The organism is Cedecea neteri (assembly GCF_000758305.1).
Classification (GTDB): Bacteria; Pseudomonadota; Gammaproteobacteria; order Enterobacterales; family Enterobacteriaceae; genus Cedecea; species Cedecea neteri_C.
This window is the reverse complement of record NZ_CP009458.1, coordinates 926,405-940,564: the sequence shown is the minus strand read 5'-3', so window position 1 is coordinate 940,564 and position 14,160 is coordinate 926,405. Positions and strand designations below refer to the sequence as shown.

At 50.6% G+C, this 14,160-nt stretch carries 16 protein-coding genes; 5 read left to right on the top strand and 11 right to left on the bottom strand.

Going from position 1 to position 14,160, the window contains the following annotated elements; genetic code table 11:
* Positions 1–169 precede the first annotated feature (169 nt).
* Positions 170–2,335, top strand: a complete 2,166-nt coding sequence (fhuE, locus tag LH23_RS04460; RefSeq protein ID WP_039288864.1) for a ferric-rhodotorulic acid/ferric-coprogen receptor FhuE — start codon at positions 170–172, stop codon at positions 2,333–2,335.
* Positions 2,336–2,338: 3 nt separating this feature from the next.
* Here fhuE and LH23_RS04455 read toward each other — a convergent pair whose 3' ends face one another.
* Entirely contained in the window at positions 2,339–3,250 is a 912-nt protein-coding gene (locus LH23_RS04455; protein ID WP_039288862.1) for a LysR family transcriptional regulator, read from the bottom strand.
* 109 nt (positions 3,251–3,359) lie between these two features.
* On the opposite strand from LH23_RS04455, the gene LH23_RS04450 reads away from it, so the two are divergent.
* Positions 3,360–4,139: an SDR family oxidoreductase gene (locus LH23_RS04450; protein WP_039288860.1), complete on the top strand. Its 780-nt coding sequence runs from the start codon at positions 3,360–3,362 to the stop codon at positions 4,137–4,139.
* Here the strand turns inward: LH23_RS04450 and LH23_RS04445 are convergent.
* The 3 genes from LH23_RS04445 to LH23_RS04435 all read right to left on the bottom strand — a co-directional run bounded on the left by LH23_RS04445 (position 4,136) and on the right by LH23_RS04435 (position 6,837).
* Entirely contained in the window at positions 4,136–4,414 is a 279-nt protein-coding gene (locus LH23_RS04445; protein ID WP_039288859.1) for a hypothetical protein, read from the bottom strand. The genes LH23_RS04450 and LH23_RS04445 overlap by 4 nt on opposite strands.
* 112 nt (positions 4,415–4,526) lie before the next feature.
* Entirely contained in the window at positions 4,527–5,309 is a 783-nt protein-coding gene (locus tag LH23_RS04440; RefSeq protein WP_052050132.1) for a metallophosphoesterase family protein, read from the bottom strand.
* Entirely contained in the window at positions 5,299–6,837 is a 1,539-nt protein-coding gene (locus tag LH23_RS04435) for an MFS transporter (protein WP_039288857.1), read from the bottom strand. Before LH23_RS04435 ends, LH23_RS04440 begins: the two co-directional genes overlap by 11 nt.
* A gap of 114 nt (positions 6,838–6,951) precedes the next feature.
* Here LH23_RS04435 and LH23_RS04430 point away from each other — a divergent pair, with 114 nt between their 5' ends.
* Entirely contained in the window at positions 6,952–7,845 is an 894-nt protein-coding gene (locus LH23_RS04430; RefSeq protein ID WP_039288855.1) for a LysR family transcriptional regulator, read from the top strand.
* A gap of 85 nt (positions 7,846–7,930) precedes the next feature.
* Positions 7,931–8,542: a hypothetical protein gene (locus LH23_RS04425; protein WP_039288852.1), complete on the top strand. Its 612-nt coding sequence runs from the start codon at positions 7,931–7,933 to the stop codon at positions 8,540–8,542.
* Between the two features lie 106 nt (positions 8,543–8,648).
* Here LH23_RS04425 and LH23_RS23295 read toward each other — a convergent pair whose 3' ends face one another.
* The 3 genes from LH23_RS23295 to LH23_RS04415 form a co-directional block, all read right to left on the bottom strand.
* The gene (locus LH23_RS23295) at positions 8,649–8,954 is read right to left on the bottom strand and encodes a type II toxin-antitoxin system RelE/ParE family toxin (protein ID WP_071842694.1); all 306 of its coding nucleotides are present in this window, start codon (positions 8,952–8,954) and stop codon (positions 8,649–8,651) included.
* A gap of 3 nt (positions 8,955–8,957) precedes the next feature.
* Entirely contained in the window at positions 8,958–9,218 is a 261-nt protein-coding gene (locus LH23_RS04420) for a type II toxin-antitoxin system Phd/YefM family antitoxin (RefSeq protein ID WP_039288849.1), read from the bottom strand.
* Positions 9,219–9,511: 293 nt separating this feature from the next.
* Positions 9,512–10,042 carry a hypothetical protein gene (locus LH23_RS04415; RefSeq protein ID WP_039288847.1) on the bottom strand — a complete coding sequence of 177 codons (531 nt, stop codon included), beginning with the start codon at positions 10,040–10,042 and terminating at the stop codon, positions 9,512–9,514.
* 139 nt (positions 10,043–10,181) lie between these two features.
* Here LH23_RS04415 and LH23_RS04410 point away from each other — a divergent pair, with 139 nt between their 5' ends.
* On the top strand, positions 10,182–10,373 hold the full coding sequence (locus tag LH23_RS04410; protein ID WP_039296373.1) for a toxin-antitoxin system HicB family antitoxin: 192 nt from the start codon (positions 10,182–10,184) through the stop codon (positions 10,371–10,373).
* 25 nt (positions 10,374–10,398) lie between these two features.
* Here the strand turns inward: LH23_RS04410 and LH23_RS04405 are convergent, their stop codons facing one another.
* The 4 genes from LH23_RS04405 to LH23_RS23910 form a co-directional block, all read right to left on the bottom strand.
* Positions 10,399–10,851, bottom strand: coding sequence for a hypothetical protein (locus LH23_RS04405; protein WP_039288845.1), 453 nt, complete (start codon positions 10,849–10,851; stop codon positions 10,399–10,401).
* A complete protein-coding gene (locus LH23_RS04400) occupies positions 10,848–11,738 on the bottom strand; it encodes an endonuclease/exonuclease/phosphatase family protein (RefSeq protein ID WP_156108013.1) in 891 nt (296 codons plus the stop codon). Before LH23_RS04400 ends, LH23_RS04405 begins: the two co-directional genes overlap by 4 nt.
* A 359-nt stretch (positions 11,739–12,097) precedes the next feature.
* A complete protein-coding gene (locus tag LH23_RS04395; protein ID WP_039288841.1) occupies positions 12,098–13,606 on the bottom strand; it encodes an anti-phage dCTP deaminase in 1,509 nt (502 codons plus the stop codon).
* A gap of 93 nt (positions 13,607–13,699) precedes the next feature.
* The gene (locus tag LH23_RS23910; protein ID WP_156108012.1) at positions 13,700–13,876 is read right to left on the bottom strand and encodes a hypothetical protein; all 177 of its coding nucleotides are present in this window, start codon (positions 13,874–13,876) and stop codon (positions 13,700–13,702) included.
* Positions 13,877–14,160: the final 284 nt, after the last annotated feature.

The following is a 14,160-nucleotide window of genomic DNA, read 5'->3' as shown; positions in this document are numbered from 1 at the left end:
CCTGCAACGGTGCAATCTTCGTTAACCCTCAGGGAATTACATTTGTTTACAGGTTAAATACAAATGCGTATATTTCTCATCCGCATTTAATGGTGCGCGTCTTTATAAAAATCAAAAAAAAGTGCCGGCCACGGAAAACGCCGCAGCACTGCAAAAATGAGGGTTTAACATGGCATTGGTTAACTTCTCCAGGGATCGGTTCACGTTTCGGGCAGGCGGCCCATCACTCCTGGCGGCGGCCATTGCGCTCGCGCTGCTGCCTTCTGCGCAGGCAGAAGACACCATCACGGTAAATACTCAGGCGGATAACCCGCTGGCAGGTCAGGAACAGGATTACAGCGTCAAAACCACCACCACCGGCACCAAGCTGCTGCTGGTTCCGCGCGATATTCCGCAATCCGTTAGCGTCATCAGTCAGCAGCGCATCCAGGATCAGAACCTGCAAACCATCGGCGACGTGCTGGATAACACCACCGGTATCAGCACCAAGCTGGTGGACAGCAGCCGTGCCACCTACTTTGCGCGCGGCTTCTTCATCAGCAACTATGCCTACGACGACATGCCCACACAGGTCAGCGACGTTTGGGACTTCGGCGACACCGGCTCGGATACCGCCGTATTTGAAAACATCGAAGTGGTGCGCGGCGCGGCGGGGCTGATGAGCGGCAGCGGTAACCCTTCGGCATACATCAACATGGTGCGCAAGCACGCCGACAGCCGCGAATTTAAAGGTAACGTGTCCGCCAGCTACGGTAGCTGGGACAAGCAGCGCTATGTGGCCGATCTCTCCGCGCCGCTGAGCGAGTCCGGCAACGTGCGGGGCCGCGTGGTTACCGGCTACCAGGACAACGACACCTGGCTGGATAAAAGCCATTACCGCAAGAAATTCATCTACGGCGTAGTGGACGCCGATTTGACCGACTCCACCACGCTTTCCGTCGGCTACGACTACCAGGAAAGCAATGACGACAGCCCGACCTGGGGCGGCCTGCCCACCTGGTATGCCGACGGCAGCCGCACGCACTTTAGCCGCAGCGCCACCACCGCGCCGGACTGGGCTTACTCCAACAAAGACGCCACCAAAGTGTTCGCCAACCTGGTCCAGCGCTTTGATAACGGCTGGGAAGCGCGAATCAACACGCTGCACGCCGAAACCAACTTCGACTCTAAGCTGATGTACGTCACCGGCTTCCCGGATAAAGTCACCGGGGCGGGCACCAGCGCCTATGGCGGCTGGAACCGGGGCGAGCGTAAACAGGATTCGGTGGATGCGTTTGTGCGCGGCGGCTTTGACCTGTTTGGCCGCCAGCACGAGCTGATGTTCGGCGGCAGCTACAGCCGCCAGCGTAACCACTACGATAACGCCATGCCGAACACCGGCTTGCCTTACGGCGGCATCGCGATGGACAGCTTCTACAGCAACGTCGCAGACCCGAGCTGGTCAGCCTTCTCGCTCTACAGCAAAGATGTGGTGCGCCAACAGTCTGCCTACACGGCAGCGCGTTTCTCGCTGGCTGACCCACTGCACCTGATTGTGGGCGCCCGCTATACCGAATGGGATGCGGACTACAATCCGTCCACCGCGCCGCAAACCAGCCTGAGCAGCAAAAAACATGACGTGACGCCGTACGCGGGTCTGGTTTACGACATCAACGACACCTGGTCGGCGTACACCAGCTACACCTCCATCTTCCAGCCGACCGATAAGCGCGACGTTAACGGCGATTACCTCGACCCAACCACCGGGAAGAGCTACGAAGCGGGCGTGAAAGCAGACTGGTTTAACACGCGCCTGACCACCTCGTTGGCGGTATTCCGCATCGAACAGGATAAAGTGGCCCAGTCGCTCGGCACGCCGGTTAACGGCAACCCTGGCGAAACGGCGTATAAGTCTGTGGACGGCACCGTAAGCCGCGGCGTGGAGTTTGAGCTTAACGGCGCGCTGACCGATAACTGGCAGCTTACCTTCGGGGCTTCACGCTATGTGGCGGACGACAATAACGGCGACGCTGTGAACCCGGACCAGCCGCGCACCACCATGAAGCTGTTTACCCGCTACCAGCTGCCGATGCTGCCGGAGGTCACCGTGGGCGGTGGCGTGAACTGGCAGGGTAAAACCTGGCAGGATGCCTACGGCCCGAACGGCAACACCCGCATCAAGCAGGGCAGCTACGCGCTGGTGGATCTCTTCACCCGCTACCAGGTGACGAAAAACTTTGCCGTACAGGGCAACATCAACAACCTGTTCGACAGGGAATATGAATCCTGGCTGTCCGACTATGTGGTTTATGGCGCCCCGCGCAGCTTCTCGCTGACGGCAAACTACAGCTTCTAAGCGTTATGGGGAGGTCAGTGACCTCCCTGACTTTTCCCGCGCCAGCGCCAGGAAAGCGGCAAGCCCGGCAGAAGGATGCCGCCTGCCGGAATAGTAAAGGCAAAGCCCTGGGAAGGGCGGCGTCCACGCTTCCAGCAGGCGTACCAGCTTGCCGGAGCGGATTTCGTCGACGACGTTTTGCTCCATGAAAAAGCCAATCCCGACACCTTCCAGCACCGCCTCCCGCGCCAGCGAGGCTTCGTCCAGCGTCAGCGGCCCCCGCACGTCGACTTGCGCGACTTCACCCTGCTTTTCCAGATGCCAGCGGTAGAGCGAGCCGTCCGGCAGCCGGACGCGAATACAGGCGTGATTCAGCAAGTCGCCCGGGGTTAGCGGCGTGCCGTGCTCTGCCAGGTAAGCTGGAGACGCGGCCACGGCAAAGCGTTGGGGTTGCCCAAGCGAAAGTGCAATCATATCGGCGGGCACCAGCCCGGCCACGCGCACGCCAAGATCGAACCCTTCCGCCACGATATCGACCAGCTTTCCTTCGGTCACAATATCGACCTGCATTTCCGGATAGCGACGTAAAAACTCAAACACCAGCGACGAAAGTACCTGGCGAGCGGCAAAAGGCGGCGCGTTGATGCGCAGCACGCCGGACGGCGTATCGCGGTGCGCCCGCACACTTTCAAGGGCATCGTTCAGCCCCTGTAGAGACGGGCTAACTCTCTCGATAAACAGCCTCCCGGCCTCCGTCAGCGACACGCTGCGGGTGGTGCGGTTGAACAGGCGCACGCCAAGTTCAGCCTCAAACTTTGCCAGCGTATGGCTGAGCGCCGTGGTTGAAACGCCGAGGTCGATAGCCGCCGCGCGGAAAGATCCCCGGCGGGCGATGGCCTGCACGGCTTCGATATCGGCCAGGGCTATGCGCGACATTGTCCCGATTCCTTCATTATTTCATCCCGGTTTGTCCCAATTGTTTAAATTATACCGCGTTCTTAGAGTAGTGATACGGCAGGTAAATCGACTTTCTGGAGAACGTAGCATGACTGACTTTTTGACACTGAAGGGCAAAAGAGCGCTGGTGACGTCCGGCACGAAGGGCGCAGGCGCGGCGACCGTAGCGCTGTTCCGCGAGCTGGGCGCGCAGGTGATGACCGTGGCTCGCCATGCGCCTGAAAACGTTCATGCCGACGAGTTTGTCGCGGCGGATCTCGCCACGCGTGAGGGCTGCGAGCAACTGGTAAAAGCGGTGCAGGCGCGTCTCGGTGGCGTGGATATCATCGTGCATATGCTCGGCGGATCCTCATCCCCGGCTGGAGGCTACGCGGTGCTGGACGAAGCGCAGTGGCAGCGCGAGCTGGCGCTTAATCTTTTTCCGGCGGTGCGGCTGGACAGGGCGCTGCTGCCGGGCATGACGGTGCAGGGTTCGGGGGTGATTATCCATGTCTCTTCCATTCAGCGGATTTTACCGCTGCCGGAAGCGACCACGGCCTACGCCTCGGCCAAAGCGGCGCTTTCCGCCTATAGCAAAAGCCTGTCGAAAGAGGTTTCCCCGCAGGGCGTACGGGTGCTGCGCGTGGCGCCGGGCTGGATTGAAACTGAGGCCTCTGTCCGCCTGGCGGAACGGCTGGCGCTGCAGGCGGGCACGGATTACGAGGGTGGGAAGCAGATCATTATGGATTCGCTGGGCGGGATCCCGTTGGGCCGCCCGGCAAAACCAGAAGAAGTGGCTAATTTGATCGCTTTCCTGGTCTCAGACCGTGCCGCCGCGATCACCGGCACGGAGTACATCATTGATGGCGGAACGGTGCCAACCGTTTAGAAATGCACCGGCTGGCCGAAACCGTCGCCGCTGTCGGTACTGTTATCCCGGCGGCCTCTGGCTTCCAGCTGGTCGGCGCGGATGCGGTCCCGGATGTCCTGGCGCTGTTCCGGCGTCAGGTAGCGGCTGTTGTAGTAGGGATCGGGCCACGGCGAGCGCATAAAGCTGTCGTCCAGCCGCTGCCTGTCCTGGCGATCTATTCCTGAATTGTTCGATGACGAACAGGCCGCCAGCAGCAGCGGAGCCAGCAGAACGAGTGCATATTTAGAGGCCATTTTTCTTCCTGAAGCGGCAAGCAATGAAAGTGAGGCAGTATCGCGCATCAACCTGGTGATGTGCGTTATCTGCCGCCAATATTGCGCAGCTTATCACGAAATAGTCAGCCGCTCAGAATGCCGACAGCGCCCGTGAGCAGGCCATGCCGTGTTGATACAGCTCCTCCGCGTAAAAGTCAGGCACCGGGCTGTCTTTAATCGCCTGGGCCACGGCGGCGACGTCATAATTTACCGTTTGAACCGCCAGTTTTAGCTTCCCGTGACGGTAACTGCCCATTAGCCAGGTGGCCTGCGGTTCGCCGGGTTTGATTCGCCCGACGGCACCGGTATTGGCGACGATTAGCCTGCGGCCATCGCTGCGCACTAATTCGCGAATATCCGCGTAGTGCGTATGCCCGGAAATCATCACATCGAACTGATGCGTGGTTTGCCACTTCATCAGTTGGCTGCAGGAAAACTGGCGATGCACATACTCCGAGAGCGAATCCGGGCTGGCGTGAACCAACAGAATTCTGAGCGGCCCGGCGTGAAACGTTCTCGACCGCGGCAGGGCGCTGAGCCAGCGGCAGTTGTCTTCCGTCAGCGTTCGTTTGCTCAAGGCAATGGCCTGTTCACGGGCTTGTTGTTCCTGGGCGGAGTGCTTAGCCAGCGGCGTGACCGGCTCGTCCATTGCCACGCGGCGGTCGTGGTTGCCCATCACCACCGGAATGCTGCGGCTGCGAATCAGGTTTATTACTTCATTCGGCCACGGCGCAAAATCTACCAGATCACCCAGGCACCAAATTTGGTTGATGTGGTGGCGGTCAATGTCCTGCAAAACGGCGTCAAGTGCCGGTAAGTTGGCATGAACATCGCTGAAAATAGCAAACTGAAAATCAATATCTTTAGCGTTCATTGGGCTGACTCCCGGCGCGATCCCGCACGGTGAAAACGACAACCAGCGCAATGAAGAAAGCGAACAGCGCGGCGCAAACCAGCATCAGCGAGAAGCCGCTGGCATAACTGTGACGGATCAGCCTGCTTAGCGTCTGAGCCTGTTGCTCCGGCCACAGGGCAAGTGCCTTCTGTACATCTCCGGCCACAACCTGAGTAATAAAATCGTCGTGTACCGGCAGGTTGTTTGCCTGCATCGCTGAGGTCAGCACGTGACGCGTATGCCCGGCCAGAATGGCCCCCAGCAGCGCAAAACCTTGCAGAATGCCGGAGAAGCGCGCCGTGGTGCTGATCCCTGAAGCCATGCCCGCCCGTTCGTGAGGCACGGTGCCCATAATCGCCTTCTGCGTTTCACCGTTCAGAATACCGCCGCCGCTACCCAGTACGGCCATCCCGGCGATAACCAGCCAGGGCCACTGCGCCAGCACGCCGCTGGCGATAATCAGGTTACCGACGCCAACCAGCCCCAATCCTGCGGCTAAGATCCAGCGGGCGGCCATGCGGTGTGCCATCCAGCGGGCCACCATCGGGAAGAACAGCATGGCGAGCGCGAACGGTAGCATCCCGACCCCGGACGCCAGGGCGGTTTTCCCCTCAACGTTTTGCAGCATCAGCGGCAGCAGCGAGGTCATCACCTGCGCCGTGGCCGCATAGGTGAACATGGCCAGCACCGCGCCAATAAACGGCAGAGAGCGGAACAAGCGGAGATCGAGCATTGGCTGGGTTTTGTAACGTTCGACCAGCGCAAAGAACAGAAAGAACCAGGCTGAGGCGATAAAGCGGCCCATCACTTCGGGGCTGCCCCAGCCGTGCTCCGGGGCGAGGATCAGCGCCCAGGTGAGCGAAAACATGGCGGCGATAAACAGCGAAATGCCATGTACATCCGGCTTACCGGCGGCAGGATTACTGGACTCTTCGATGGTGCGAAGCACCGCCATCGCCAACAGCAGGCAGATGGGAATGTTGATGTAGAACGCCCAGCGCCAGCCGAAATACGCGCTGATGATGCCGCCCGCCAAAGGCGCAAGCACCATGGTAATGCCCATCATGCCGCCCCAGATGGCCCACGCACGGCCTCGTGCCTGCGGTTCGCGGAAGGTATGCCCGATGATCGCCAGCGCCGGAGCCAGCAAGAACGCCGAGCCCACGCCCTGCAGTGCGCGGGCAATATTCAGCATCAGGATGGTGGTGGCCGCCCCGCAGGCTAAAGACGCCAGGGCAAACAGGGCGATGCCGAATAAAAAAATCCGCCGTCTGCCGAAGCGGTCCGCCAGCGAACCGGCGGGCAGCAAAAGGGAAGAGAAACAAAGCACGTAGGCGCCAATCACCCACTCCATATCGGCAAACGTGGCGTCCAGCCCGCGGGCGATGGTCGGCAGCACGACGCCGACGATATTCGTGTCGATGACCGTCATCGCGCAGCCCATGGAAGCAACCAGCAGCACGGTGGTGTCGTTTTTGGCCACGGGCGCGGCCAGCACAGTAGACATAAAAGCTCCGAAAACGCGGGAAAAACACGCCTTAAGCTTCGCGATCCGGGGCGCGGTATTCAATTTCCACGTTCGGCATTATTATTAGTTAAAATCTAATAATCAGGAGTAAAAATGGAGCTTCGTCACCTGCGTTATTTCCTCGAAGTTGCCCGAACGCTCCATTTTGGCGCGGCGGCGGAAACGCTGAATATCTCCTCGCCGACGCTCTCGGTGCAAATCAGTCAGCTTGAACGGGAGTTCGGCACCTCGCTGTTTTTACGCACCAAAAGGCGCGTGCAGCTGACCCAGGCCGGAGAAATTTTCCGCGAAGAAGCTGAAGCCACGCTGCGCCAGGCTGAACTGACGCGTGAGCGGGTACTCAGCGCCGCCCGCGGTGAACAGGGCTATATTCGCGTCGGTTACGTGGCGTCTTCGCTTTGGTCGGGAACGCTCAGCTCGGTAATGGGGGCGTTTCGGGGGAGATATCCGGATATCTCGCTTGGCGCACGAGAAGTGCTGATGGACAGCATGGCGGCGGCGCTGGTGGAGGGCAAAATTGACGTTGGGTTTGTGCGCGCCCCGGTTGCGCTGCCGTCGGAAGTCGGGCACCTGTTGGTGCAGAGTGACTGTTTTTGCCTGGCGCTCCCTGCTTCCCACCGCCTTGCTGCCGGCAAGGAAGCTATCGATCCTGCCGATCTGGCCGGGGAAAGTTTTATTCTGCCGGAGCAGACTGCTGGCTCACATGAAGTCGCCCGCCGAGGCGGATTTGTGCTCAACGATGCCATCCGCTCTAGCACGCTGACCGAAGTGCTGGCGCATATCGCGCTGGGCAACGGCATCGCGGTTATCCCGGAGATCATGGCGAAAACCATCGGCGTGCCTGAGGTGGTCTATCGCCCTATCGCCGGGGCAGAAATCCCTTCGGCGATCTGGATGCTGTACCGCAAGCGGGAGCGCACGCCGCTGATTAAGCGCCTTATTCGCTTCGCAAAAGAGCACGTTTCGGGTAGTTCAGGAAACGTTTGAACACACTCTTTCACCCCCGGGATTCATTTGGCGGTTAATCTTGATCCAGAGCAGTTCTTAACCTGACCTGAACCCTGGAGAAAGCATGATCAAGCCTCGTTTGTTTATCCCGGCCCTAAGCCTCCTGCTGCTGAGCGTAGGTGCAGCGGCAGCGGACAATGTCATTACCCCGGTGCGCGGCACCATTGACGCGGTCAATGATTCTTCGCTGCAAATCACCACCCGGCAGGGGGAAAAGCTCTCCGTTGGCCTGACGGACAAAACCCGCATCAACGGCGTGAGTGAAGCGAAGATGAGCGACATCAAGCCCGACAGCTTTATCGGCACCGCCGCCGTGCCGCAGGCGGATGGCACGTTGAAGGCGCTGGAAGTACACGTTTTTGCCCCGAGCCTGCGCGGTTCCGGGGAAGGGTTTAATCCGTTTGAATCCGCCAACGGCCAAGTGAACACCATGACCAACGGCACGGTCGGTACCCTCGTGAACAGCCACGGGCGCACGATGACGGTGAAATTCCACGGCCAGCAGAAAACCGTGCAGGTGCCGGACGACGTGCCGGTGGTACTGATTAGCCCCGCCGACAAATCCGTGCTGAAGCCGGGCGCGAAAGTGGTGCTGTTCGCCACCAAAGACGACAAAGGGCAGGCCGTCGCGCGCGGGATTTCCGCCGGGGTCAACGGACTGACGCCGCCGATGTAATTTGGTCCAGCGCTTTAATTTGTTCCTGCATCCAAAAATGCCCCGAGGCATGGTTTTGCCTGGTCGGTCAGTAGAAAGACTCTTCTAGAAAAGGGGATGAAAGCGTCTAGAGCAATCTATTGGATAAATGCCGGGAAGGAACCCGGCTTTGATGAAGCACTGCCAATATTTCTACTGCATCAGGTTTTTTGAGGTAATAAACCATGTGACTTGAATAGGGAAAGCTACTGATATTTGAGCCAAGTTCTGCGGCGCGGCATTGGCCTATTTCTGGCGATTCAGCCAACCTGCTGAACAGTTGACGCAGGCCAAGAAGATAACTTTTGGATTGAGGTATCCCCCAATTAGCTACCGTGTAATCACGAATTTCAACAATGTCGCGCCGCGCTTCTTCCGTTAGCCTGTATGCCACCCGCTATTCCTTGTATTGCTCCATAAGAGCATCGAAAAATTCGTCGCCATCGACGGTCTGGCCTTTATCGCTTTGATTGCGTGCACGTTGGATTTTAGCCTGCAAAAGTTGGAATTTCATCGCTTCCAACTGTTGATAATCCTCAACGGAAACGACAACCGCCACCAGTTTACCGTTCCGGCTTATCTGGACAGGTTCTCTTTGAACTTTCAGTAACATATCTCCAAATTGTGTTTTCGCTTCGTTCGCCGTGAGCGTATGCATTTGTTCACCATATCGTATGAATCGTTCGATTCGCTCATTATAGTGACTACTCAAAAATTAGTCATTTTTTTGACTTGCCCTCAAGATCAGGCCGGTGTTTTGTTCTTAATTCATAAAAACTAAATTGCAGCCGAAGTTGGCGGATAACCGTTTTCACAACAGTAATTCGTGCTCTGTGAGGAGGTTAAGTATGCATGGTAGCGATCGTAAAATCTGAAAGCGGTTTGCCCATTGCGTAACGCATCGCAAATAACAGGCAGGTACGCCTTCGCGTACCTGCTTCACATTAACGTTTAATGAACTGAGTCTACTGAGCTATTATCTATCATCGCTAACCCCGAAGGGGTTCGGACAAAGCGGGGCGCTCGCAGGCTGTCGTTCAGGACGTTAATCAGCTCGAATAGCAGGCCGGTGATCGTGCTCTCTTGCCCGGCGGACTCCTGCTGGTTCAGCAGCACGAGCGTCAGGGCGCTGCAATATTCCCGCAGCAGGTCTGACTCAGCCGTCAGGGGCCAGTCATCGTCCTTAATCTCGCTCTTTTCCGCGGTGAGAGCTTCAATCAGATGTTCCGGCAGTGGTTTATCCAGCACGACTTTCAACACTTCCAGCCCGGCATACAGGCGGCCACACAGCGCCATGCGCTCGACGATGTCTTTATTCTCAATCAGGACTTCAGCGTATCGCTCGCAAATATCCAGCACCTGAAAGAGATCGTGAGAGGTACCGAGCGGAGTTTTTAAGAGGGCTGAGATTTCAGAGTGAGTAACTGGTTGAAAGCCCAGGATTTGGGGATTAGCGGTTGTGGTACTATCGTGGTTAGCCATGGCGTTATGTCCTTAACATTGAACGTTGTGGTTAAACGCTCCGGTATGTGTTGCAGCACTGCCGGGGCGTTGCTCTGATAAAAGGCCTTATGTTAGTGTGGCCTTCTATAAGAACAAAAACTATCCAATAGGTGGCCTCATGTCAATCATATCGCGTGAAAAAAAACCAAAAGGTGGAGGCAAGTCACCTCAGTTTAAGATGCGCATTGATCCGGCATTAAAGGAACAGCTAGATGCAGTTGCTGCCGAAGAAGGAATAAGCCTCGCTAACTGGTTAAAGAACCTGGCTAGGGAGGCTTTAAAGGCAAGAGGGATTGCGCCTAAAGGATAACTTAAATTTATACTTACGAATAAATTTAAAAAGGTATATTGTCATCAAATATATCAATGTTCTTTTCTGAATTTGATTCTTTTGATATTGCAAGAAGCCTTATCATAAATTGGTCATCTGATATCATACTGGATAATGCTCTTTTCACGTCATTTGCATTGTTGCAAAGCCAAGAGTTATCACTATAGTCTATGATTTTTATAGGAAATATAGAGTTATTGTCAAAGTCATAGGATATTATTATATACTTTGATTTACTATTTTTGGGACTAGCATATAGAGTGGTAACTTCATCATCATAGCGATCTATTTCTTTCTCAAAATGGAAGGCTATTTCTTCTTTCATTAAGCTTCCAATGATCGAAAACGTATTTTTTATCTCATTCTCAATAATATTCTTTTCGTTAAAAAGAGAATTAACCTTCTCCAGTTGTTTTTTTATTAGATCAGTTAAGTTAATATCGTTTTTATCATTCATATTTTATGTATCTTACTATAAATGGGAACATGATCAAAAAATGAGAGGAAATCAAAACCTATTTCATTTTTGGATATGCTATCAGAATGAAAGTGAGAGCTCTTTATGTCAAGCCTCCATGTGCCTATCTTATCATTTAAAAATGAAGAAGAAAACATCATTTGGTCATAAGTAAACCATTTATCTATATCATTGTTTTTATGATAGTAACTTCCTGAAAATAGATGGGATTCGTTTTTTTTATCTAAATGTCGCCAGAATGGATTATATAGGAGTTTTCTTTTTCTTTTTACCATATCAATATCTTTTGTCGCTTCTAATCCTTCAACAATTGATGGACTAAATGGTTGATCATTATAATCACCGATTAGAATCACGTTATCTATTTTCTTATTATAAATAAAATCAATGTTTTCTCTTAATTTTTGACCAAGGGTTATTCTCTTTTCACTTTTGTGAAGTCTACTTGGCCAGTGAGAAGCAAATAGTGTTAGTTTTTCATGTGATATATTTTCTTGAAAAAGAAAACGTGTGCCACAGCGTAATTTTCTCCCAGACGCAGTTTCTGGAACTAAGTTTTCTTTCTCTAAAAATTGAAGTTTTGTCTTTTCGTAAAGGATTGCTATGTCGAAATTTATTCTCCCTACTTTCTCTGTCGATGTAATTAGTTCCATATGGACTGTCTCAGCTAATTTTTCTAAAAAAGAGAGACAGCTATGGGATACCTCAGCTAGTATTAATATGTCTATCGCAGTTTTTTCCATTAAATGAATGACGACATCTTCAACCCGCTGAGATTTCACTGTATCAAAAGGTTTATTGATTTTTTTCGTTAGTGGTGGAACTAATCCTGTATTCCACCAGCAAAAGCATATTTCTCTATTCATTATTATAAGTTCATAAAAATAAAATATTAACTATCTTATTCTAAGGCTGTGGTCTTTTCAATATTTTATATAGAAAATATAAATTTAATTTTCGTAAATATGTAGATTCCAAAAGCATTGAAGAGAGGAATTAAAGAGAGTTTGGTTCAATATTAGCGGGGGTAATAGAGTCTTTGATTGGTATTTATTTCTATGAATATAAATATTTTAATTTTCAGAGTTTTATTGACACCCTCAATTGCACTTAATTAATTATGCAAGTGAAGGTATAGAGTCTCATAAATTATTTTTCAAATTTAATTACTACTTATACGCATTTTAGGAAATAATCTCTTTAAATGTTAATGATTAAGTCAATCCTATAATTGGAATTTTCCTTTAACATTTTGTACTACTTTGGATTCATAATCTGAGTAGCTATCAAGATATTGTGTATCAACATGATAAGATTCTTCGATACTGTAAGTTATTGGTTTTCCTTGGTAATCTTTTCTTTTTCTATGATATCCAAAGAATTTAGCATACCTTTTTGGCGCAACTCCCTCGAAATTCTCAAACAGGACTTTATCAGGTGCTGGACTTTGATCAGTTTGACAAATAGTGTCATCATGCAATTGCAATGCAAGACTTTTTTCATACGGCTCAATGTAAACTACGCGTTTTAAGCCTGCTGCAACTATATGGCGAGCGCAAACATGGCAAGGATAGGTTGTACAATATAAAGTATTACCAGTTGTGCCCATGTTTGTGTTCCTAGCTAATGAAACTATAGCATCCATCTCGGCGTGTACTGCACGAGAATATTCGATTAGATATTTTGCTTTAGTTTCTTTCATTATTTTTTCTGCAATTATTCCTGCATCAGATAGATTAAATTGTTGTAAAATTCCCGCTATTTCTTTATTTAAAAGAGCCTTGTGTTTATCGTTATGGCATCCATTTTTATTAAAACATCTTCTATCTTTTTTGCTTTCGGAAGTATAAAGCCCTCCGCCGTATTGTGGAACATCATTTCTTCCTGAAGCAATAATGTTGCCGGCAACATCCATTATGGATGCTCCTACCTGACGAGAAAGGCAAGCTGATCCTAAAGAAGCTGAGTATGCAGCATACATACCTGACTCATCTTTTGATGGAGTAATATTATTAGCTCCGTGAATAAGGTCTATGAATCTAAGAACTGACTTTTTCATCACCTCTGTATCAAGATTTTTTATAAAATAATCAGAAAGCTGTAAGGTTTCTTCAACTTGCTGACCAAATTTATTTAATGATTTCCTGTCCCGCTCAATTATTTTTTTGACATCTTCTTCTTTGATACCTTCATCCCGCAAGTTTTGTATACGTTCGGCTACTGTGCGCAACAACCCGACTAGATAAAAGTTATTCTTATAAACCTGATTCAAAAGCTCTACTTCTTCTGGATGCTTTATTTGATCAATTATGTAAGCGGTCTTTTTAGTATTTTTAGTGATCTCTGGATTATCCGTGCCATAAATTTTTTCTCTTAAAACTTGGATCTCCAATATAGCCAGTTCAGCACAAATAAAGTTCTTATGATTTTCTCTTAAATTGTCTCCCAGATCTTGTAATTTATTGTATCTATCAAAGCTGTTAAGAGTTGTTGTACTGACCTTAGTAATTGCTGCAATAAGATCACTTACTCTGACGTGTTCTACACGATAACCATTTTGTTTTAAGCACAGTATAGTTTGTTCTTTGAGGGTTTTAATACCCGAACCAATAGCTCCACACAAACCAATTATCAGTTCTTGAGAACGCCTGCCTTTAATATCATTTATACTATCTGATTTATCATATTCTACCCATTGATGCACAGGAATAATATTTTCAGCTGACTCTGCCATGTGAGCTCTCCAGAGAATTTAAATAATAATTTTATCTGGTGTTTTAAAAATAAAATAACCTACTCTAATTCTGTTTATTTTTATAATTATAAATTACCAATTGATTTTTGACGCTGCGGATAAAACTTTTTTTAATGCTTTATTCATTTCTAATAAATTTTTTCGTTCTGCTAAGTTTTCTACTTTATTAAAAGACGCAGAGGGTTTCGTAGATTCAATACGTTCTACAAATTTTTCTTCTTTTTCTGCAGCCTTCAATAAGTAAATCATAGTATTTTCCTTAACATTGCCTCACGCAAAGGCCGGACGATTATACTTACATCACATTTTTTTTTCAATCAACTACCTAAATCTTTACTCTAAAAATTATTTTTAGCAAGGTGATGTTGATGAATTATCAAATTTTTCTACATTTAGTTATAAATTGGAAGTAGAAACACTACATGTAGTAGTTGTGAACTAATTTGAATAACAATGAATAAGTGCTACTGGTGGTTTAGTCGTTAAATGGTTTAAATCTGTGAGAAATTAAATTGATTGTGACTCTAGAGCTA

What these genes read in the sequence shown, in the direction of transcription:
- fhuE (WP_039288864.1), top strand. Translation starts at nt 170, where the DNA reads ATGGCATTGGTTAACTTCTCCAGGGATCGGTTCACGTTTCGGGCAGGC.
- LH23_RS04400 (WP_156108013.1), bottom strand. Translation starts at nt 11,738, where the DNA reads ATGAATAGAGAAATATGCTTTTGCTGGTGGAATACAGGATTAGTTCCA.
- LH23_RS04395 (WP_039288841.1), bottom strand. Translation starts at nt 13,606, where the DNA reads ATGGCAGAGTCAGCTGAAAATATTATTCCTGTGCATCAATGGGTAGAA.
- LH23_RS04445 (WP_039288859.1), bottom strand. Translation starts at nt 4,414, where the DNA reads ATGGCCTCTAAATATGCACTCGTTCTGCTGGCTCCGCTGCTGCTGGCG.
- LH23_RS04415 (WP_039288847.1), bottom strand. Translation starts at nt 10,042, where the DNA reads ATGGCTAACCACGATAGTACCACAACCGCTAATCCCCAAATCCTGGGC.
- LH23_RS04450 (WP_039288860.1), top strand. Translation starts at nt 3,360, where the DNA reads ATGACTGACTTTTTGACACTGAAGGGCAAAAGAGCGCTGGTGACGTCC.
- LH23_RS04435 (WP_039288857.1), bottom strand. Translation starts at nt 6,837, where the DNA reads ATGTCTACTGTGCTGGCCGCGCCCGTGGCCAAAAACGACACCACCGTG.
- LH23_RS04405 (WP_039288845.1), bottom strand. Translation starts at nt 10,851, where the DNA reads ATGAATGATAAAAACGATATTAACTTAACTGATCTAATAAAAAAACAA.
- LH23_RS04455 (WP_039288862.1), bottom strand. Translation starts at nt 3,250, where the DNA reads ATGTCGCGCATAGCCCTGGCCGATATCGAAGCCGTGCAGGCCATCGCC.
- LH23_RS04430 (WP_039288855.1), top strand. Translation starts at nt 6,952, where the DNA reads ATGGAGCTTCGTCACCTGCGTTATTTCCTCGAAGTTGCCCGAACGCTC.
- LH23_RS04425 (WP_039288852.1), top strand. Translation starts at nt 7,931, where the DNA reads ATGATCAAGCCTCGTTTGTTTATCCCGGCCCTAAGCCTCCTGCTGCTG.
- LH23_RS23910 (WP_156108012.1), bottom strand. Translation starts at nt 13,876, where the DNA reads ATGATTTACTTATTGAAGGCTGCAGAAAAAGAAGAAAAATTTGTAGAA.
- LH23_RS04420 (WP_039288849.1), bottom strand. Translation starts at nt 9,218, where the DNA reads ATGCATACGCTCACGGCGAACGAAGCGAAAACACAATTTGGAGATATG.
- LH23_RS04410 (WP_039296373.1), top strand. Translation starts at nt 10,182, where the DNA reads ATGTCAATCATATCGCGTGAAAAAAAACCAAAAGGTGGAGGCAAGTCA.
- LH23_RS04440 (WP_052050132.1), bottom strand. Translation starts at nt 5,309, where the DNA reads ATGAACGCTAAAGATATTGATTTTCAGTTTGCTATTTTCAGCGATGTT.